Below are 21,052 nucleotides of genomic sequence, written 5' to 3'. Positions count from 1 at the left end.
GTTCGTAATGGGGCAATGCTTTTTGGGCAAACATAACGGGTCGGGGATGTAGGGCAATGATCGATTTCAAGGGTACGCACTTCCCGAAGGACGTGATCCTTTTCGCGATCTTTTTCTATCTCCGCTACCAGGTCTCCTACCGTGATCTTGAAGAGATCATGGAGGAACGCGGCGTTGATGTTGATCATGGGACACTGAACCGTTGGGTGGTTAAGTTTGCGCCGCTGCTGGCGACACAAGCGCAGTCGCGTAAGAAGCCGACTGCAGAATCTTGGCGTATGGATGAAACCTACATCAAGGTTAAAGGCAAATGGACCTACTATTACCGCGCTGTCGACAACACGGGGAAAACCCTTGATTTCATGCTGTCTGAGCGTCGCAACAAGGCAGCAGCCCGTCGATTCTTCAAGCGCGCGATTGGCACGAACGGCGTGCCTGACCGTGTTGTCATCGACAAGAGCGGCGCCAATCTGGCGGGTCTGGAAAGCGTCAATGTAATTCTGAAGTTCATGGGCTCCGGCAACACGATCAAGATCCTGCAGGTCAAATACCTCAACAACATCATCGAACAGGATCATCGCTTCGTAAAGAGGATCACGGGGCCGATGCTAGGCTTCAAGGCCTTCCATTCTGCCGAGGCGACCTTGGCTGGAATCGAGACTGCGCACATGATCCGAAAGGGGCAGCTCCATGCCAACGGTCTCACCGCGTTTCAGCAGTTTGCGGCGCTCGCAGCATAATTATGTCCGGGCGATGCCCGCACTCAAACGCCACCAAAATTTGCGACAGAACCCTCGCCGATGCCGCATGAGTCTCAAAAGACGTGAACCTATACACTTTTCTCAATGAGAATTGCGGCGCGTCAACAACGCCATGATATGCCGCTCATCCGGGCCGTCACCAACTTTCGGCTATAACTCATTCCCGCGATCAGTTCGCTATCCTATACCCAGAACGGTTCAATAGATGACCCGTCGAAACCGCGTGGGCTAAGCCTCATACACAAAGTTTCGGATACTCCCGACAGATCAGTTACTCAGAGAAAACTCTTCTAATGACACTATTTTAATCGTGGCAGAAATCTTAGGGATGACATTATGCAACGCTCCCAAAAACAGAAACCCGATTTCTCCGGACTGCAATGTCGCGTCTATGCGGGAGGCGATGAAGTAATCCCGCGTGTCCAGCAGTTTGCTCTTCACCGATGCGGACGCCGAATTTACGTTGCCTTCTGAATCGGAATTGCCACTTATTAACATGTCACGTTCCTTGAGCAGAAGTTTGAGGTCCTCGGTCCCTTCCAGCTTAGCTCCCATATCTATTAATCTAGCCAGAATCTTGTAATTCATCCCGCCTGCTGGACTTTCTGCCAGATCCCGAACTATTTTCGCTTCGAAACCACAGACCGGAAGTCCATCCTGATAAATGCGCGTTCGGTGAAAATTGACGTCCAGGGCCGAAAAGGCCGAGTCTATGTCAGCCCAGAAATGTTTGATCGCCAACCGGCTTTGTTCCCAGGCTTCAAGACCCTTTTGGCGCATATAGGCCTGCCGCAAGGCATTGGATGCAGACCCCATGTCATCTTCACTGTGAACAATGGGAATACAGACCAGCGTTCTCGATTTCGTCAATTTCACCGCCCCCATGTCGCCGTCTAACCCTTGGTCTCGGATGCCTTAGGAAATTCTGTCCCTACTAGGCACGCAGCATCAGGATGCGGGCACCCCCAAAGCTAGACATTTAAAACCAACTAGTTTCTTTTTAATACGATAGCACAAAGGCCCCCACCTCGAAACAGCAAAGTAATGAGCCGTGTTGCATGGATGTGGCGAAGTCCGAGATTGCCCTTACCCATAATTCAGGTCATGCAACAGCCTCGTACTTGTCACGGCCAAGCCCGTTCATTTTGTTTAGAATGTTTGTCCCAATCCTGACTTCAGTTTTTTGGTTTGGAAAGTTCCGAGCTTTCAGTTTGGGGCCGATGACCCTCTTCCAGCGGCCTATTTGTGCTTCGCCGCGGCTCCGGTGATTGTAGCCGCTGCTAACTTGCCATGCTAGGCGCCCTTTGTCGCGAATCTCCGCGATGTGTTTATCTCGGGGCGTTGGATCACGGGCAGCATCGAGGCTGAGAACGGCCGTGATCGGAGGCGGGATTACAATCTCTATCGCTTCACCAAAACGGTCCACAAGCAGATCGCTGGTAGGATCGCCATCATAGGCGCCATCCGCCAAAAAGCGGCTAACAGGAGCGTCAATCTGGTCGAGAAGTTCGGGCAAAGCAGTTGGATCGCCCACGTCGTCTTTTGTCAAATCGGAGCAAACGATATCTCCAGTTGTGAGATCCAGTCCAAGGTGCAGCTTGCGCCACGACTTACGTTTGGCCTTTTTTTTATGCTTATTCTGCAACCATTCGCCTTCACCAAATATCTTCAGACCCGTACTATCAACAACTAATTCGATTGGGCCGGCCCTTTGGGCTTTGGATTTTTCTGGTATGCTGAGCCCCGCACCTCTCCGCGAGAGGGTCGAGAAATCCGGAATGGGAACATCCAGTCCCATAAGCCGCGCCAAACTACCGACCAATCCTTGCGTCTGCCGCAAAGGTTGTTTGAAAACCATACCCAGCGTCAGGCATACTGATATGGCCATATCAGAGAATGTCGGTTGGCCGCCTGGCGTCTGCCGTTTGTCGGCAAGCCACTTATCTGCAACCTCAGGGCTCAACCAAATTGTCACATCACCGCGCTGACGCAGGCCTTGATTGTACACTCGCCAGTTGGTGACCTTCTGTCGCTTCTTTTCAAACTTGTGGCGGCGGGAAGCGTTGAATTTGTGCGGCATCATTAATATCCAAGTCGTTTGCAAGCTGGGTGTCTAGCAGACCCGCTGGGGTCCCTGCAACAACGCCGGGAAAACCCTTGATTTCATGCTGTCTGAGCGTCGCAACAAGGCAGCAGCCCGTCGATTCTTCAAGCGCGCGATTGGCACGAACGGCGTGCCTGACCGTGTTGTCATCGACAAGAGCGGCGCCAATCTGGCGGGTCTGGAAAGCGTCAATGTAATTCTGAAGTTCATGGGCTCCGGCAACACGATCAAGATCCTGCAGGTCAAATACCTCAACAACATCATCGAACAGGATCATCGCTTCGTAAAGAGGATCACGGGGCCGATGCTAGGCTTCAAGGCCTTCCATTCTGCCGAGGCGACCTTGGCTGGAATCGAGACTGCGCACATGATCCGAAAGGGGCAGCTCCATGCCAACGGTCTCACCGCGTTTCAGCAGTTTGCGGCGCTCGCAGCATAATTATGTCCGGGCGATGCCCGCACTCAAACGCCACCAAAATTTGCGACAGAACCTTTCTACATGCGTCAGCTCATATCCTTTCCAGTCAGCCGAGCATGCATTACTTTGGCGTTGTTGCAGGGACCCCAGCGGGTCTGCTAAACACCCAGCTTGCAAACGACTTGGATATTAATGATGCCGCACAAATTCAACGCTTCCCGCCGCCACAAGTTTGAAAAGAAGCGACAGAAGGTCACCAACTGGCGAGTGTACAATCAAGGCCTGCGTCAGCGCGGTGATGTGACAATTTGGTTGAGCCCTGAGGTTGCAGATAAGTGGCTTGCCGATAAACGTCAGACGCCAGGCGGCCAACCCACATACTCTGATATGGCCATATCAGTATGCCTGACGCTAGGTATGGCTTTCAAACAACCTTTGCGGCAGACGCAAGGATTGGTCGGTAGTTTGGCGCGGCTTATGGGACTGGATGTTCCCATTCCAGATTTCTCGACCCTCTCGCGGAGAGGTGCGGGGCTCAGCATACCAGAAAAATCCAAAGCCCAAAGGGCCGGCCCAATCGAATTAGTTGTTGATAGTACGGGTCTGAAGATATTTGGTGAAGGCGAATGGTTGCAGAATAAGCATAAAAAAAAGGCCAAACGTAAGTCGTGGCGCAAGCTGCACCTTGGACTGGATCTCACAACTGGAGATATCGTTTGCTCCGATTTGACAAAAGACGACGTGGGCGATCCAACTGCTTTGCCCGAACTTCTCGACCAGATTGACGCTCCTGTTAGCCGCTTTTTGGCGGATGGCGCCTATGATGGCGATCCTACCAGCGATCTGCTTGTGGACCGTTTTGGTGAAGCGATAGAGATTGTAATCCCGCCTCCGATCACGGCCGTTCTCAGCCTCGATGCTGCCCGTGATCCAACGCCCCGAGATAAACACATCGCGGAGATTCGCGACAAAGGGCGCCTAGCATGGCAAGTTAGCAGCGGCTACAATCACCGGAGCCGCGGCGAAGCACAAATAGGCCGCTGGAAGATGGTCATCGGCCCCAAACTGAAAGCTCGGAACTTTCCAAACCAAAAAACTGAAGTCAGGATTGGGACAAACATTCTAAACAAAATGAACGGGCTTGGCCGTGACAAGTACGAGGCTGTTGCACGACCTGAATTATGGGTAAGGGCAATCTCGGACTTCGCCACATCCATGCAACACGGCTATACCGTAGCATCCCACTGACTGAACGGGAATATTGCGATGTCCAAGGATTACAACCGGCATTGTTTCGACTTCGATGTTGGACATGCTTGCCCACTGCGCCTCGGCGGATTAGGGTTTGGGCGAAACGGATGTCTTCTACCTTGCTGGGCGAAAGTTTTTTGCATCAACGCTTCAATCTCGGACGTGGACAGCAAAAACCATGGCGGAGCGTATTCGTCGTACTTTGCGGATAAGTCTCGGATCGCGGCATCGCCACGCGTCTCGATGTCCGAGAGGGTCGACTCGACAATGGCGAGAACCTTGACATCATCTTCAACGGGTTCAGAAGCGGGTGACTATATTTCAAATGGGAAGTCGTCATAACCCCGCTCTTTCCTTATCAGACGGTGCAACGCTGTCACCGCGGTCATATGCTTCCCAGCCTTGGCCGTTGAAAACATCGTGCCCCAGTTGTTTCAGGACACTAGCATAGTCGACGCTCACGCGATTCTCAACGATTTTCTCATCATCTATCCGCCAAAAATCTATATAGGGAATAGTGATACGCTTACCTGTCGGCGCAATTCCCATTAATTCTCCGCGATGGGTGGCATGGCAATTGCCAAAACAAGCAGCCCAGTCCCCGTCCTGCATGAAGTGATCCGTGCGGAAGTCACGATCGCCGAACGCCGCGCGGAAGGGATCCATCCAGTTGCGCTCGAAATTCTGCAAGCCAAGTTTTTCTCCACATCCAAAGTTAGCAGACCACAGAAAGTCCTCATGAAAATATGGGGACAGGTCTCTGTCGTCATTTTGAAGCGCCAGCTCCATGGCCTTAACGATTTCTAAAGGGGATTTGGTCATTTAAGATCTCCATACATGTTTATTTAATCAGTTCAGTCGCGTATTGTGTGCTGACCATCGGTGAACCTAGTGCCAGTCCTTGCGTCAAAAAAAGTGGCAAATCGAATTAGGTGCGGCAAAATAGATCTGGTCGCCGATCTCAGCGCGGTAGGACTTTTTGGCTTTAACCGAAACCAACGTGCTGGCGATCCGGACTGTTACCAAGGTGGCGTCGCCAAGAAGTTCGTTCGAATAGATTGGTGCTGAAATCTCACCGTGTTCGGCAGAAAGCAGCGCATCTTCGGCCCGAAAACCTAATGTCACAGGGCCGTCCGTCAAGCCGACATCCTCTTCCCTGACTCTGTGCGCTACAAAGATGTTGGCCTCGACCCGTCCTTCAACCAGCTTCATCGCCGGGCTGCCGATGAAGCTGGCGATCCGACCTGCTCCATCTTGCCTTTGTTCATCACAACAACACGATCAGTCATAGTCATGGCTACGATCTTGTCATGGGTGACATAAATTTTTGTCACCTTAAGCTCATAACTAAGGTTCTTGGTCTGGGCACGTGTCGGCACCCGCAGCTTGGCATCGAGGTTAGATAAAGTTTTATCCATTAGAAATAGATTCGGTTCGAGCACGATCGTCCGAGCCAGCGATACACGCTGGCGCTGACCGCCAGATAGTTTGGCAGGTTTGCGGTGCAGAAAGTCGTCAAGTTCGACCATTGCGCTGGCCGGGCGAACTTTTGCATTGTGAGTGGCAGCATCAAGGCGGCGCACTTTCAGCGGAAAGCGAATATTTTTATATACGTTGAGATTGGGGTAAAGCGCGTAGCTTTGGAACACCATGGCGACATCACGATCTTTCTGGACGAGGTTATTCACCACCTTTCTGTCGATTACGACCTCTCCTTCCGTGACCTCCTTGAGACCAGCGATCATGCGCATCGTGGTTGTCATTCCACACACTGACGGCCCAACAGCACCAGAAAACCTCGATCCGGGATTGTCAGATTAAAATTTTCTACCCCGACGAATTTACCCCATCGCTTGCAGAAGTTTCTCAACTGGATCTCAGCCACGATATCGCCTCATAACTTCATGCATACGTTGTCACTCTCTTGGTGGAGAAATCTATGTTTGGCAAGGGGATTCTTATGAGATTAAGTGATTGAATGGGATATAAGCGGAGAATATCCATTTTTTAAGCCTAAATTAACAAAAAAACCTTTAAAACTGGTTTAGACTACAAATATTTATATTTTTATAGTGTACTTGCTTGAAGTTTCTTGCCACAGCACGGTAAAAAGGGTAAGAGCGCATACGTATGCACTAAACTACGATTAGATCTGACACTTACGATATCCCGTATTGGGATAGCAGGCCCGAAATGCCACACAGGTGGAGCACCAGACCCCGCCCCGTGCATCAACGTTCAACATAGGAGAGAAAAACCAATGAATATAATCAAGACTGTTATAATTGGTGCCACCGCTACATTATTGGCCACGGCCAGCTATGCTGGCTGCGGCATCGAAAAAGGCTCCGTACGTATCCTGTCCAACGACTTTCCCGCCTTGCAGGCTGTGGCTGACTGGGCAGAAAAGTGCGAAGGTGACGGGGTTGAGGTTACTAGGAACCAAACGACCAAGCACCGTGAGATAGCGGTCGCCTCGCTCACGGCTAACCCAGCGCAATATACCACTGTGCTTGTGGCCAACGAATCAATGGTACCACTTATCAACGAAAATCTGATTCGGTCACTGGACGACCTCGTGGCGAAGCACGGCCAAAACCTGAATAAGAGCCAGCTAATAACCATCGACGGTAAAATTATGGCGATCGCCTTCATGGCCAATGCCCAGCATCTTTTCGTCCGCAAAGATCTGCTTGAAAAAGTTAACCTTGATACCCCAAAAACCTATGAAGAAGTCCTTGCCGCAGCGAAGGCGATCCAAGAGGCAGGCTTGGTGAAGTATCCCTTCGCTATGCTGACAAAGCCAGACTGGAACCTAGGCCAGGAATTTGTGAACATGTATCTTGGCTCGGGCGGTCAGTTCTTCGAGCCGGGAACAGCCGAAGCCACAGTTAACAACGAGGCCGGCATTAAAGCGTTGAACATGCTGAATTCGCTAATGGCCTATTCCAGCCCCGATTTCCTGACCTACGACACAGGTAGCGTAGTGCCAATGTGGCAAGCCGGAAATCTGGCCATTGCTCAATTTTGGGGCAACAGCGCCGCCCAGGTCATCGACGACAAGGGGGCGTCTGAAGAAGTGGTATCAAACACGGTCTTCGCTTCAGCGCCGACCGTTGGCGGCGGCGCCATCCCCGCTTCGACCTTATGGTGGGATGGTTTCACCATTGCTAAGAATATCTCAGATGAAGACGCCGAAGCGACTTTCGTGGCGATGGTTAACGGTATTTCCGAAGGTATGGTTAAGGAAAATAACGAGAAGGCTGTTTGGCTGTCTGATGCCTATGTTCCAAACTCGGTAGCTGCTGGTGTCGCTGCAACCATTGCGGGCGGGGCCGAACCCTATCCGATGCTCCCGTATATGGGCTTACTACATCAGGCTTTCGATGCTGAACTGCCTGACTTTCTGCAGGGCAACGAGTCCGCAGAGAAGACGCTGGCCGACGTCGAATCCGCCTATACTTCCGCAGCCAAGCAGCAGGGTTTCCTGAAGTAAAGCAACAGCGCGCGGGGCTTAATAGAGGCCCGCGCGCTAGCTTGACGCAGACGCCATATGGCGTAATGCATGACGTAGAAAAAGAAGACACATGCCGCACCGCACATTCATATGGTTCATTCTACCCGCGCTTGTCGCGATGATTCTTTGCATTGCTCTGCCTATCGTGTCGGTGGCAATCCAGTCATTTTACATCGAACACGATCAGACTTTGATCGAGGTTGAAACCTGCAGCCCATTCAAATGTGAAATCACTCTGGTCGTTGATCAGGAAAGCACGGCAGAGCTGCGCGCTATGAACCCTCTCGGGCGGTTCAATGGCTTGGGAACCTATACAAACCGTTCACACTTGGCCCTTGATGAACTCAAGGCAGCTTGGGCTGAGTCTGACAACTTTGGTTCATTCTGGGTGAAGTTGATGAACTTGCCCTTTTATAAAGCGCTGCTCTTCACACTGACCTACACTTTCGTCGTCACACCCTTTGTTCTTGGACTTGGTCTTGCTGTCGCACTTGGCGTGAACACACTGCCCACGTTCCTGAAAGGTCCGACGATTTTCGTGTCACTTTTACCGATGATTGTTACGCCACTTATTGGGTCGCTGATCCTGTTCTGGATGATCGACGCTAACGGGATCATCGGCAAGACACTTCAAAATTTGTTCGATGATCCAAACCTGTCACTGAAAGCATCGAAATCACTGACCTGGATCACCTTGTTTGTCTATGGCATCTGGCACAACACACCGTTCAGTTTCATCGTTTTCTACGCCGGCCTTCAGACAATCCCGAAAGATACAATGGAGGCAGCGCAGATCGACGGCGCCTCACGCTGGCAGCGCATTCGCTATGTCATAATCCCTTACATGATGCCGCTGATAGTGTTCATCACGCTGATGCAGCTGATGGACGGGCTGCGGGTATTCGAACCCATCGTCGGTTTGTCGGCTTCGGCCAAGGCCACATCGCTATCGTGGATCATCTTTAATGATCTCAATGGAGACGCCAAACTATTCGGATCTGCCGCCGCGACTTCCGTGATGACGATCATCGGTGTGATCATCCTGTTGATCCCGGTGCTGATCCGCACCTGGCGCGACTTCAACCGTAAAGTAATGTGAGAAGACTATGGCATCTGCATCAGAACGACGCTCGATAAGTTTGATCATTTTCTCCACTGGATTTGTTGTTCTCTGGCTTATCATTGCGGGAGGGCCGTTCCTTTGGACGGTCTGGGGATCATTTAAGGTTGACGGAGACTTTTTCTCGAAAGCTGACTGGCGCAACGCACTAACCGGTGTGCGCACGATCGAGGAAACCGGTGCCGCCTTCACAGGGGGAGGCTATTACGGAGCCTGGATTGTGAACGACTTCTCACGCAATTTTATGAACACGGCGGTTGTGGTCTTCTTCACGGTCATAATCTCGCTGACCATTGGGACGTTGGGTGGATATGCGTTGGCCCGGTCTGGTCGCAAATATGCCTTCTGGCTGCTGATGGCGGCGCTGGTGTTTCGTGCAATGCCCCATATCACGTTGGTTTCGGGGTATATGCTGCCGTTTTTTGAGTGGAACCTTTGGGGGCGACACGCGACGACAATTGTAGTTTTGACAGCGATTAATCAGCCCTTCACGCTGTGGATGCTGCATTCGTTCTTCCTGAACATCCCGAAGGATCTGGACGAAAGCGCCATGGTCGACGGCTGCACACGCTTTCAAGCGTTTCGCCATGTTATCATTCCTGTCATGTGGCCAGGTGTAATCACGACAGGGTTGTTCAGCTTCTTGCTGGCCTACAACGATTTCGCCGTGACTTCGATGCTGCTGAGCCAAGAAAACCAGACGATGGTGCCGCGTATTGCCAGTTTCCTGGGGTCCGTTCGCGAACAGGGCAACATGATGTACGCAGTCGCTGCGGTTGTTAGCGCTATGGTGCCATTATTTTTCCTTGTGATGTTCTTCCAGCGCCAAATAGTCAGCGGCCTGACTTCTGGTGCTGTCAAAGGGTAACTGATTCCAGTCCATGTCCTGTCGACGGCGCACCATCGACTGGACAAAACTGAGCACAACGAATTTCCTCGATAGCCCGGTATCCGCAATCGCAGGGGTCGTCGTGGACTTGTTTAATATCACCGCGCAACCTGCGCTCATAAGCTAAAAGGAGATGACATGAGTTTTAACGACATCCAAAACCGCGCCTCACACCATCCAGCAAAGCCGTTGGCCCGCATTCACATGCCCACGGACCTCTCCATCGCGCTACAACCCTACACCAACGGCCGTAGCGTCCGTATCCCTGCTGAATTCGGTCCTAAGCAATCAATGGCAGGCTTTGATCCTGAATATAGCAACATTGTAGATTATATTGTACGCATCACCCACCGAATCTGGGAGACGGGTAAAGATGGAGTGGAATACATCGCCGATACCTATGCGCCAGATAGCTTGGTCTTTGACGATTACGGCTTGCAGCGCGGCAATGCTAAAATCATCGGCGACACCCACCACACGACAGATGCCTTCCCCGACATTATCCTAGACGCTGACGAAATGATCTGGGCTGGCGACGACAAAATCGGCTTTCACACCTCGCATCGGGTGCGCATCATCGGCACCAACACTGGTCCCAGCAGCTACGGCCCTGCAACCAACGCCAGGATCGACGTCCCCTGTGCGGCCAACTGCGTGGTCAAGGCCAATGACATCTATCTTGAACATGTGCTGTACAACACTTCGGCGATGATCCAGCAGCTTGGGCTTGATTTGTGGGATGAGGCTGCCCGCCTATCGAAAACCCCCCCTTCGGGCTGGCCCCGCACGCCAGAGGTCTGGGCAGCCCTGCGTACAGGAGTCGCGCCCGAACGCCCCATCTCCGAAACTGAACCGGTGACAAGTTTCGATCCTGATGCTTTTGCCCGTCGGGTTCACCTGTCGGTCTGGAACGACGACAAAGCCGTCATTGATACTGACTATGCCGAAGACGTGAAGTTCGAGGGCACGACCAACCGCCGCTTCAATGGGCGCACCGCCTATGGCGACTATGTTTCCAAAATCCGAGCCGCTTTCCCTGACCTCGAGCTTCAGGTTGATGAGGTCTACTGGATGGGCAACGAAATCGATGGTTGGCTGATCTCGACCCGGTGGAGCGCGGACGGCACCCATACCGGCGGCGACCTCTACCGCACCCCGACACAGCGCCCCTGCCAGATCTGGGGCATCACCGAATGGCAGGTCAAGGACGAAAAGATCGTGAATGAATTCCAGATCTTCAACGAACTGGATCTTATGATGCAAATCGAAAAGGTGCGTGTGTGACAGCCCAGGACTTTCAGGCCGAAAAAGCTATTGTTCGCGCCCATAACACCGCTATCGACGCGGCGGGCGTGGAAGATGTGGCCGGGGCAATGGCCGTACGTGTTGCACCGAGCTATCACTGGCGCGGGATGCATCCTTTCGACGCTCTGGAAGGGTCGGACGCGGTTGCTACCAAATTCTGGGGCCCACTGAAACGTGCTATGGGGCCGCTTCAGCGGCGGCCCGACATCTTCATGGCCGGCCAGAACTGGGTCGACGATTTCGCCACAACCTGGGTAGTCGAGATGGGCCACCTAATGGGTCTGTGGGAAACTCCGTGGCTTGGACTTGGCCCTAGCAACAGAATCGCGTTCTTGCGTTATGTTGAATTTCACCGGGTTGAAGACGGTCGAATTGCTGAAACCGCAACCTATCTTGATGTGCTGGGGCTTCTCAATCAGGCAGGCTATCAGCCGCTGCCACCACAAACCGGTGCTTCAATCCTGTCACCTGGGCCGCGGACCCACGACGGGTTACTGACTGACGTACACGATCCTGCTGAAGGACGCGCGACCCTGGATCTGATCAACGCGATGGTCAGCGATCTGGTCGGAGGTGGTGTTGAATCGCCCGGCGATCACATGGCAAAGTTCTGGACATCTGATATGTGCTGGTTCGGTCCCGCGGGGATTGGCGCCAGTGCGTTTTACAGGGGCTATCAGCGCGGTCACAGCCAACCGTTCGAAGAAGGTCTGGAGTATGTGCGCCACAACGGCCACCAGTGCCGTATCGGAGAAGGCAACTTCGGCGGGTTCTTCGGCTATCCTAGCCTGACTGTGAAAAACTCTGGCGGCTACATGGGCCTGCCCGCGTCGGACCGCGAAGCGGATATGCGCATAGTTGATTTGTATCGCCGCGAGGGTAACAAACTTACCGAAAACTGGATATTCATCGACATCCTGCACTTTCTCAAGATGCAGGGTTTGGATGTTTTGGCCCGGTTGCGAGAGTACCCTCGGCTATGACAGATCTTCAGGATGCAAAACGGCCGTGTTGCACAGATCAACTTGAACGCGGAACGCGCCCTACCCGAGACGGATTTCAGGCGGTGCGTTCGAAATCAGGACGACCAAGTTCGGTCATCCGGTTGAGCACCCGGACGCCAATATTGGCTTCTGTTTTCTGATTGTTGAAGGTGTGCGCCTTGAGCTTTGACCCGATAACTGTCTTCCAGCGGCCCATTAGGGTTTCGCCTCGGCTCCGCTGATTGTAGCCCGATGACTTCTGCCATGCTATGCGCCCCTTGCTTTCAATCTCGGCGATATGGCGGTCGCGTGAAGTTGGATGCTGCGCGGCGTTCGGATTGAATACTGCTTTCTTGGGAGGCGGAATTATGACCTCGATCATCGACCCAAGCCGAGCCGCAAGCAAATCAGATGTAGGTTTGCAGTCGTACGCACCGTCCGCCAGAAACAGGTCAACTGGGCCGTAGACTTGATCCAAAAAACCCGGCAGAGCAGTCGGATCTCCAATGTCATCCGTGGTTAGATCAGAGCAGACGATCTAACCGCTAACAAGATCGAGACCAAGGTGTAACTTGCTCCAAGTCTTGCGTTTCGCAGTGGCTTTATGCTTCTCCTCTAGCCAGCCGCCCTCACCAAATATTTTGATTCCGGTGCTGTCCACGACCAGTTGCACTGGTTTGTCACTCTTGGATTTCGGCTTTGGGCGCAACGTCAGCCCATTGCCCCGGCGCGACAACGTGGAGAAATCAGGCACTGCAATCTCCACTCCCAGCAGCGTCGCGATTGAGCGCATCAGGCCTTGAGGCTGCCGCAGCGGTTGCTTGACAGCCATGCCCAGTGTCAGGCAAGGCTCGATAGCCAGATCAGAGTAATATGGCTGACCACCAGGGGTTGTTCGACGTGGAGCCGTCCACAGCGCAAGCGCGTCCTCGCTGATCCAGACCGTCAGATCCCCACGCCGCCGAAGACCCTCGTTGTATTCAGACCAGTTGGTTACCCGCTGCTTTTGCTTCAGAATTTTGTCACGGCGATCAGCGTTGAACTTGTGCGGCATTTATAGCATTCTCAAGAGAATAAGCCGTGACCAATATCAGCCGAGTGGCGCTCCGTACAACAAGGCTATCGAGCAGGATTATCGGTTCATCAAGAAGCTGACACGGCAAATGAAGGGGTTCAAATCCTTCAGCTCAGCCTCGGCCACATTGGAAGGCATTGAAGTCGCGCACATGATACGAAAACGGCAATTCGGCCTCTCTGGTCAATCCGCATTTCAACAGTTCGCGGCACTCGCTGGATAGTTGTGACCAAAATTATCGGTCATTCCGTCGTGCGCTGAAAACTGCGACAGAACCATGTAGGAGACCATTGATTTTGGTTGCCGACCAAAGTCGGATTGATGATCTGGCGAATCAGAACTCGCCTGAATACGTAAGCAATTTAATCTCCAAAATAACCAATAATGCAAGCCTTTTCTACAATTTAATAAATTAATATTTTGTATATAAAAAGGAGTTGTAAGTACTGTAAAATGCTGCTCTGAATGAGTGCACACGTATGCAAGGAATTGTGCTATGGCGGAAGTTGAGCTCCGTAATATATCGAAAAAATGGGGTGAATTTGTCGGTGTTGCCGATTTTAATTTGACCATCGCAGACCGCGAGTTTCTGGTGCTGCTTGGTCCGTCTGGCTGTGGCAAGACGACGACCATGCGTATGATCGCAGGGCTTGAGGAGGCATCGGGGGGTGACATTCTGATCGATGGCAAGCGCGTCAACGACCTTGACCCAAAGGACCGTGATGTGGCGATGGTTTTCCAAAGCTATGCACTTTACCCGAACATGAATGTTTATGAAAATATTCGCTTCCCACTCAAGGTGCGCCGCATTCCCAAAGAGGAACATGACGCCCGTGTGCGCCGCGCCAGCGCGATGGTTGAACTAGATGAATTCCTAAACCGCCGCCCCGCCGAACTTTCGGGCGGGCAGCGCCAGCGTGTCGCTTTGGCCCGCGCGATTGTGCGCGAGCCCAATGTGTTTTTGATGGACGAACCACTGTCCAATCTGGATGCAAAGCTGCGTGTTTCGACTCGTGCACAGATCAAAAATCTGAGCCACGAATTGAAGGTCACAACCATCTATGTGACCCATGATCAAATCGAGGCGATGACCCTGGCCGACCGAGTTGTCGTGATGAACAAAGGCGTGGTCCAGCAGGTCGGCACGCCCACCGAAATCTATGACCGTCCCACCAATGCCTTTGTCGCGAGCTTCATCGGCAGCCCTGCGATGAACCTCATTGAAGGAACGTTGCAAGGCGGTACGTTCACTGCACCCAATGTCGAAATCAGCGGACTTACTGGACCTGACGGCCCTGCAACCCTTGGCTTTCGGGCCGAAGATGCACGGGCTGAGACGGCGGGGCAAGTGCAGGCGCCCATCTATTCGTTGGAGCTATTGGGCGATGCCACGATGGTCACGGTCAAATCTGGTGGAGCATTGGTATCGGTCAAGGCACACAAGGATTTTCGCGCCGAGATCGGCGCCGATTTTGCCGCATCCGTGCCCAGCGATATGTGCCATCTTTTCCACAGCACAACTGGCGAGCGTCTTAATCTCCGAGGTGGACTGACATGACAATCACCCATCTGAAATTAGGAAAACCCGAAGCCGAGCGTGCAGAGGACGACGCGAATGTCCGTAAGGTCGTTGAAACGACGCTGCGCGACATTGAAACGCGCGGCGATGCGGCGATCCGTGAACTATCGGCTAAGTTTGACAACTACGAGCCCGCCAATTTCCGTCTGACCCCCTCCGAGATTGAAGCTGCTATGCAAAAGGTCAGCGCAAGGGACATGGAGGACATCAGGTTCGCCCAGACCCAGATCAGAACCTTCGCAGAGGCCCAACGCGCCAGTATGACGGACATCGAAGTCGAAACCCTGCCCGGTGTGATTTTGGGGCATAAAAACATCCCTGTGCAATCGGTTGGATGCTATGTTCCGGGAGGAAAATTTCCCATGGTGGCCTCTGCGCATATGTCCGTATTGACCGCGACGGTGGCGGGCGTGCCGCGCATCGTTGCTTCTGCCCCGCCGATGAATGGCGCACCCCATCCTGCGATTGTCGCGGCCATGCAATTGGGTGGCGCCCACGAGATTTACGTGCTTGGCGGCATGCAAGCCGTGGGTGCGATGGCCATTGGGACCGAGACGATTGATCCCGTGCATATGCTTGTGGGTCCGGGAAATGCGTTCGTGGCCGAGGCCAAGCGCCAGCTTTATGGCCGTGTGGGGATTGACCTTTTTGCTGGACCAACAGAAACGATGGTGATCGCGGATGATACCGTCGATGCGGAACTTTGCGCGACTGATCTGCTTGGGCAAGCCGAGCATGGGTACAATTCTCCCGCCTGTCTGATCACGACCAGCCGCAAACTGGCCCAAGACACACTGGCTGAGATTGACCGCCTGCTGCAAATCCTGCCAACCCGCGAGACAGCTTCTGTCAGCTGGCAGGACTATGGTGAGGTGATACTCTGCGATACACACGATGAAATGCTGCAAGTCGCCAATGATATGGCTTACGAACACGTGCAAATCATGACCGACCGCGACGATTGGTTCTTGGACAACATGCACAGCTATGGTGCCTTGTTCCTCGGGCCTCGCACCAATGTCGCGAATGGCGACAAGGTAATTGGTACGAACCACACGTTGCCCACCAAAAAAGCGGGGCGGTATACCGGTGGCTTGTGGGTGGGCAAGTTCCTGAAAACTCACAGTTACCAGCGCATCACTAGCGACGAGGCAGCGACGACTATCGGCGAATACGGTTCGCGTCTTTGTATGCTTGAAGGGTTTGTTGGCCACGCTGAGCAATGTAATGTCCGCGTGCGACGTTATGGCGGAAAAAACATAGCCTATGGGGCATCTGCAGAATGACCATTCACGCCGCATTGATGCCACTGCAAAAGGCGCTGGCAACCGCAACAGCAGGCAGCGTGCGTGCCGCGTTGAACGTCATAGCACCAGATGCTGTCATCCACATGTGTGCGCCGATTGGAGATACCGCGGGTGTAGATGTGTTTGACCGGATCTATGCCCCTCTATTGGATGCGATCCCCGACCTAGAACGGCGCGATATGATCACGCTGACCAACACCACGCCCGAGGGTGAGGTTTGGGTCGGCTGTATGGGCAACTATATGGGCACGATGCTGCGCCAATGGTTGGATATTCCGCCCACAGGCCATCTGGTGCATATGCGCTATCACGAATTTTTCCAGATCGAGGACGGGCGCGTCACCCAAGCACAGATCATATGGGATATTCCAGAACTGATGATGCAGGCGAACGCATGGCCGCTTGCCCCCCAGCTTGGCAAGTTCCTCGCGACCCCTGCGCCCATGACCCAAGACGGTTTGGTCGCGGATGGGGATGGCACTGCGACAATGGCCCATGTGATTGCAATGCTGACTGACCTTTGCAAATACCCTGCAAATCCCAATCCTGTAGTGATGAATTTGGAAAAATTTTGGCACCCGCGCAGCAACTGGTACGGGCCTGCGGGCATCGGCACCGGGCGCGGGATCGCAGGGTTCCGCAATTGGCACCAGATCCCGTTCCTTAAGGCGATGCCTGACCGCAAACTGGACGCCATGGGTGATCTGATGTCGCATTGGTTTGCCCAAGGCGACTATGTTTGTGAAACCGGCTGGCCCAATATGCGTTTGACTGTCAGCGAAGGAGATTGGATGGGGCTGGCCCCCGCAGGACGCGAAATCCTGATGCGATCGCTTGATTTCTGGCGCACAGAGGACGGGCTGATCCGCGAAAACTGGGTGTTGATTGATTTGATTGATATCTATGCACAACTGGGTGTGGATGTGCTTGGCCGTATGCGAGAATTCAACAAGGCTCGCAATCTGGGACCGATCACATTACCTGAAAGCCAGTTCCAATGACTTTACCGCAAACTCCGTCGTTTCGCCTCGATGACAAACGCGCCTTGGTCACAGGGGCGAGTTCAGGTATCGGATTGGCCGGCGCCGTTGCCTTGGGGCAAGCAGGCGCGGATGTGGTGTTGGTGGCCCGCGGCCTAGAAGCGTTACAAGCCGTGACCACCGAAATGACAGCAGCTGGTTTATCTGCGCAGGCCTTACAGCTTGATATCACCGATATTGACGCTACCAAGGCAGCGCTCGACGACCAAGGCCCGTTTGATATTTTGGTAAACTCTGCAGGTTTGGCCCGTCACAGTCCCGCCATGCAAACCACGCCTGAAGATTATGACACCGTGATGGACGTAAATGTGCGAGCTGCCTATTTCTTGACGCGCAATGTTGCAGCAGGGCTAATTGCGGCGGGTAAATCCGGCAGCTTGATTAATATCTCGTCCCAAATGGGCCATGTCGGTGGCGTAGATCGCGCAGTGTATTGCGCCACAAAACATGCGATCGAAGGCATGACAAAATCGATGGCAATTGAATGGGGCGCGCACGGCATTCGTGTGAACACACTTTGTCCAACCTTCATCCGTACCCCTTTGGCCGCACAAACCCTCGCCATTCCAGAACGCCGCGCATGGATCGAAAAGATGATCAAACTGGGCCGCGTTGGCGAGGTTGAGGATTTGATGGGACCAGTTGTATTTCTGGCATCCGACGCATCGGCGTTGATGACGGGAAGCAGCCTGTTGATCGATGGAGGTTGGACGGCAGACTGATGCACAAAAACAAGGTTACATCATTGCACGTGGCGCAGCGCGCGGGCGTCAGTCAATCTGCGGTCAGCCGTGTGTTTTCGGGGGCCTCTGCCTCTGCGTTGACTGTCAGCAAGGTGCGCAAAGCGGCGGAGCATTTAGGCTATCGCCCTAACCCCCTCGCACGGGCAATGATTACGGGCAAAAGTAAGATTATCGGTCTTGTTGTCGCCTATCTCGACAATCAGTTCTACCCACTCGCGCTGGAACGTTTGTCCAATGCGTTGAAAACCCAAGGCTATCACGTGCTGATCTTTATGGCCCCGAACGACGAAGAGGCGGTTGAGCAGGTCGTGCATGATTTAATGGACTATCAGGTCGCAGGGATCATCACGGCCAGCGTCGGAATGACCAACGATCTGACCCGCCGCTGTGCGGATGCTGGCATCCCCATCGTGATGTTCAATCGTGGGCAAGATGGAGGCGGCATATCCTCTATTACCTCGGCTAATGTGGCGGGTGGTGCGCAGATAGCGACGTTTCTTGTTGCTGGTGGCCACAAACGGATCGCCCACATCGCAGGCTGGAACGGGTCGTCCACAGGACGCGACCGTAGACGTGGATTCATAGAAGGGCTGGTGGCTTATGACATGTCCCCAACCGCCATTATCGACGGCCATTTTGACCAAGCCATCGCCGCCCAAGCCACCCGCGATTTGATGGCCCGCGCTGATGCGCCGGACGCGATATTTGTGGGCAACGATCATATGGCCTTTGCCGTGATGGACACGCTGCGCACGGAACTGGGCTTGTCGATCCCCAAAGACGTGTCGGTTGTCGGCTATGATGATGTGCCACTGGCCGCATGGGCCGCCTATGATTTGACAACCCTTCGGCAACCCTTGAATCGTATGATCGAGGCGACAGTAGACACGTTGTTAGGGCAAATCGGAGATGCCTCGCGCCCCTCGCAGAAAATCGAAATTGAAGGGCCCTTGATCCTGCGCGGATCGGCCCACATTCCAAAAGGATGGACGCAGTGAAAGGTTTTTCGAACCGGTTTGAAGATTTTCCCGACTATATTTTGGGGATCACAAAAGAGATCTGGGAAGAGCGTGGGATCGCGACCCTGCATCATTATTACACCCCCGATCTTGTTGTCCGTTCGCCGTCGTCTGTCGTGGTCGGCAACGAAAATGTCATTGGGGCCACGATGGCAACGCTGGCAGAATTCCCCGACCGCACGCTCTTGGGCGAGGATGTGATCTGGTCTGGGACGCCCGAGGAGGGGATGCTGTCTTCGCACCGCATTTATTCGACAGCCACACATCTGGGCGACGGGGTGTATGGCAAGGCGACAGGGAAAAAGCTGGGCTACCGCATCATCGCTGATTGTCACGCAATCAATGATCAAATCAACGACGAATGGTTGATCCGTGACCAAGGGGCGATTGTGCGCCAGATGGGTTGGGATCCTATGGATTACGCCCGGGATCTGATCGCAAACGAGGGTGGACCTGATGCGGCGGTCAAGCCGTTCACCCCTGCTATCGATATCGCGGGCCCCTACAACGGACGCGGCAATGACAATGAATGGGGCGCGCGTTATGCCGATCTGCTGACCCAGATCATGGGGGCAGATATGGCCGCGATCTCCGCTAACTATGATCGTGCGTGCCAGTTGGAATTGCCGGGTGGTGTCACGGGCCACGGCTGGGATGATGCAGAACGGTTCTGGATGGGGTTGCGAGCGGCGTTTCCCGATGCCGGATTCACGCTGCATCATGTGATTGGCCGCGATGATCCGACACTGCCACCGCGTGCCGCTGTGCGCTGGAGCCTGCAAGGTAAACATTCCGGCTGGGGCGGTTTCGGCAAACCTACCGGTGCCGAGGTCCATATCATGGGGGTTTCACACGCGGAATTTGGCGCGATCTCCGGAACGCAGGCAAAACTACGCCGTGAATTCGTGATCTTTGATGAAACCGCGATCTGGAAACAGATCCTCTTGCACACTGGTGCACTATGACCCTAAACGAAATGAACGACCGCATCGTCCGCTATGGCGAGCTGATACCTTGCAAAACTGCCTTTATCGATGCGCATACGCCGGGGTCTGATCGAAAAGAAAACTTTACTATTATTGGTGGTGGCGTGTCGGAAAGCACCGATCAGCATGTGCATATCAGCATTCCGCATGGGTTCAACATCGGGGCTGCGGGCCAGCCGCCTAAATGCCGCAATTCCTTGCATTCGCACCGCACCGCGGAAGTGTTCTTTGTTCTTTCGGGCCGCTGGCGGTTTTTCTGGGGACGTTATGGCACCGCAGGCGAGGTTGTGTTGGAAGAAGGCGACATCATCAATATCCCCACAGGCATCTTTCGCGGGTTTGAAAATATCGGCACCGACTACGGCATGATCATGGCCGTGCTGGGCGGCGATGATGCAGGTGGTGGTGTCATCTGGGCACCTGAAGTGATCCAGGATGCGGCCGACCATGGTCTTGTTCTGGGCGCAAACGGCAAGCTTTATGATATCAAAAAGGGACAAGCCTTGCCCGATGGCATAACGCCCATGCCTGTGTTGACGGAGGCAGAACTGAAAGCCTATCCCGAACCCACAACCGGTGATGTCGTACCGCGTCATGTGGCGCGATACTGGGATATGGTCGCCTTGGGTGACCGTAAACCTGCGCTGGTGATTGGTGAAAAGGCGATGCTGCCCGACAAACCCGGGTTTGAGGTGCATCTGGTCACACGCGGATCTGCCACGGCGGACATGCACAAACACGACATCCCCAGCGTTCTGATGCCCATGCATGGCCATTGGACCGTGACGTGGGAAACCGAAGGCACGGCCCATAACGTCGTCTTGAACCCCGGTGACACGATGTCAGTTCCGGAAGGCGTGATGCATAGCGTCCTGCCATCAATGACGGGCGAGGCCTCGTTGTTCCATATCGTCGCCACTTCCGACGGAGCCGGCACCACTTGGAAAGGATAGAC

The 21,052-nt window shown here is 53.7% G+C and carries 18 protein-coding genes and 3 pseudogenes; 16 read left to right on the top strand and 5 right to left on the bottom strand.

The features are described 5' to 3' along the window. The first annotated feature begins 56 nt into the window (after positions 1-56). Complete coding sequence (locus OA238_RS27835; protein WP_015497753.1) at positions 57-740, top strand: IS6 family transposase; 684 nt, start codon at positions 57-59, stop codon at positions 738-740. Between the two features lie 288 nt (positions 741-1,028). On the opposite strand, the gene OA238_RS27830 is transcribed toward OA238_RS27835, so the two are convergent. Both OA238_RS27830 and OA238_RS27825 read right to left on the bottom strand, forming a co-directional pair. Beyond that, positions 1,029-1,646, bottom strand: a complete 618-nt coding sequence (locus tag OA238_RS27830) for a hypothetical protein (RefSeq protein ID WP_015497752.1) — start codon at positions 1,644-1,646, stop codon at positions 1,029-1,031. Positions 1,647-1,863: 217 nt separating this feature from the next. Continuing rightward, positions 1,864-2,844: an IS5 family transposase gene (locus tag OA238_RS27825; protein WP_015497751.1), complete on the bottom strand. Its 981-nt coding sequence runs from the start codon at positions 2,842-2,844 to the stop codon at positions 1,864-1,866. 64 nt (positions 2,845-2,908) lie between these two features. Here OA238_RS27825 and OA238_RS27820 point away from each other — a divergent pair. Both OA238_RS27820 and OA238_RS27815 read left to right on the top strand, forming a co-directional pair. Continuing rightward, positions 2,909-3,304: pseudogene (locus OA238_RS27820) on the top strand (IS6 family transposase); the annotation flags it as partial. A gap of 171 nt (positions 3,305-3,475) precedes the next feature. Next, on the top strand, positions 3,476-4,531 hold the full coding sequence (locus OA238_RS27815) for an IS5 family transposase (protein ID WP_015497749.1): 1,056 nt from the start codon (positions 3,476-3,478) through the stop codon (positions 4,529-4,531). A 339-nt stretch (positions 4,532-4,870) separates the two neighbouring features. Here the strand turns inward: OA238_RS27815 and OA238_RS27810 are convergent, their stop codons facing one another. Next, positions 4,871-5,356, bottom strand: coding sequence for an ester cyclase (locus OA238_RS27810; protein ID WP_015497748.1), 486 nt, complete (start codon positions 5,354-5,356; stop codon positions 4,871-4,873). Positions 5,357-5,388: 32 nt separating this feature from the next. Next, positions 5,389-6,419 (bottom strand): annotated as a pseudogene (locus OA238_RS27805) (ABC transporter ATP-binding protein). 375 nt (positions 6,420-6,794) lie between these two features. On the opposite strand from OA238_RS27805, the gene OA238_RS27800 reads away from it, so the two are divergent. The 5 genes from OA238_RS27800 to OA238_RS27780 all read left to right on the top strand — a co-directional run bounded on the left by OA238_RS27800 (position 6,795) and on the right by OA238_RS27780 (position 12,348). Continuing rightward, positions 6,795-8,030, top strand: a complete 1,236-nt coding sequence (locus OA238_RS27800) for an ABC transporter substrate-binding protein (RefSeq protein WP_051076677.1) — start codon at positions 6,795-6,797, stop codon at positions 8,028-8,030. Positions 8,031-8,121: 91 nt separating this feature from the next. Then, complete coding sequence (locus OA238_RS27795) at positions 8,122-9,150, top strand: carbohydrate ABC transporter permease (protein ID WP_044039150.1); 1,029 nt, start codon at positions 8,122-8,124, stop codon at positions 9,148-9,150. Between the two features lie 7 nt (positions 9,151-9,157). Continuing rightward, positions 9,158-10,039 (top strand): carbohydrate ABC transporter permease, encoded by an 882-nt coding sequence (locus tag OA238_RS27790; protein ID WP_044039148.1) that lies wholly within the window; start codon positions 9,158-9,160, stop codon positions 10,037-10,039. Positions 10,040-10,198: 159 nt separating this feature from the next. Continuing rightward, positions 10,199-11,344, top strand: coding sequence for a nuclear transport factor 2 family protein (locus OA238_RS27785; protein WP_015497744.1), 1,146 nt, complete (start codon positions 10,199-10,201; stop codon positions 11,342-11,344). Further along, on the top strand, positions 11,341-12,348 hold the full coding sequence (locus OA238_RS27780) for a nuclear transport factor 2 family protein (RefSeq protein WP_015497743.1): 1,008 nt from the start codon (positions 11,341-11,343) through the stop codon (positions 12,346-12,348). The genes OA238_RS27785 and OA238_RS27780 overlap by 4 nt, the downstream gene beginning before the upstream one ends. Before the next feature lie 76 nt (positions 12,349-12,424). Here OA238_RS27780 and OA238_RS27775 read toward each other — a convergent pair. Further along, a pseudogene (locus OA238_RS27775) lies at positions 12,425-13,402 on the bottom strand (IS5 family transposase). Here OA238_RS27775 and OA238_RS31110 point away from each other — a divergent pair. From OA238_RS31110 to OA238_RS27735, 8 genes are all read left to right on the top strand, one after another. Beyond that, complete coding sequence (locus tag OA238_RS31110) at positions 13,401-13,646, top strand: DDE-type integrase/transposase/recombinase (protein WP_420806506.1); 246 nt, start codon at positions 13,401-13,403, stop codon at positions 13,644-13,646. The pseudogene OA238_RS27775 and the gene OA238_RS31110 sit on opposite strands and share 2 nt — an antisense overlap. A 273-nt stretch (positions 13,647-13,919) precedes the next feature. Next, positions 13,920-14,981, top strand: coding sequence for an ABC transporter ATP-binding protein (locus tag OA238_RS27765; protein WP_044039146.1), 1,062 nt, complete (start codon positions 13,920-13,922; stop codon positions 14,979-14,981). Next, the gene (gene hisD / locus OA238_RS27760) at positions 14,978-16,288 is read left to right on the top strand and encodes a histidinol dehydrogenase (RefSeq protein ID WP_015496015.1); all 1,311 of its coding nucleotides are present in this window, start codon (positions 14,978-14,980) and stop codon (positions 16,286-16,288) included. The genes OA238_RS27765 and hisD overlap by 4 nt, the downstream gene beginning before the upstream one ends. After that, entirely contained in the window at positions 16,285-17,310 is a 1,026-nt protein-coding gene (locus OA238_RS27755; RefSeq protein WP_015496014.1) for an ester cyclase, read from the top strand. The genes hisD and OA238_RS27755 overlap by 4 nt, the downstream gene beginning before the upstream one ends. Continuing rightward, positions 17,307-18,071 (top strand): SDR family NAD(P)-dependent oxidoreductase, encoded by a 765-nt coding sequence (locus OA238_RS27750; protein WP_015496013.1) that lies wholly within the window; start codon positions 17,307-17,309, stop codon positions 18,069-18,071. The genes OA238_RS27755 and OA238_RS27750 overlap by 4 nt, the downstream gene beginning before the upstream one ends. Further along, the gene (locus OA238_RS27745; RefSeq protein WP_015496012.1) at positions 18,071-19,090 is read left to right on the top strand and encodes a LacI family DNA-binding transcriptional regulator; all 1,020 of its coding nucleotides are present in this window, start codon (positions 18,071-18,073) and stop codon (positions 19,088-19,090) included. Before OA238_RS27750 ends, OA238_RS27745 begins: the two co-directional genes overlap by 1 nt. After that, entirely contained in the window at positions 19,087-20,076 is a 990-nt protein-coding gene (locus OA238_RS27740; protein ID WP_015496011.1) for a nuclear transport factor 2 family protein, read from the top strand. Before OA238_RS27745 ends, OA238_RS27740 begins: the two co-directional genes overlap by 4 nt. After that, positions 20,073-21,050, top strand: a complete 978-nt coding sequence (locus OA238_RS27735; RefSeq protein WP_015496010.1) for a cupin domain-containing protein — start codon at positions 20,073-20,075, stop codon at positions 21,048-21,050. The genes OA238_RS27740 and OA238_RS27735 overlap by 4 nt, the downstream gene beginning before the upstream one ends. Positions 21,051-21,052: the final 2 nt, after the last annotated feature.

The organism is Octadecabacter arcticus 238, assembly GCF_000155735.2.
GTDB classification, from domain to species: domain Bacteria; phylum Pseudomonadota; class Alphaproteobacteria; order Rhodobacterales; family Rhodobacteraceae; genus Octadecabacter; species Octadecabacter arcticus.
Note: the sequence above shows the minus strand (reverse complement) of the source record. Positions and strands in the feature narration are given on the sequence as shown.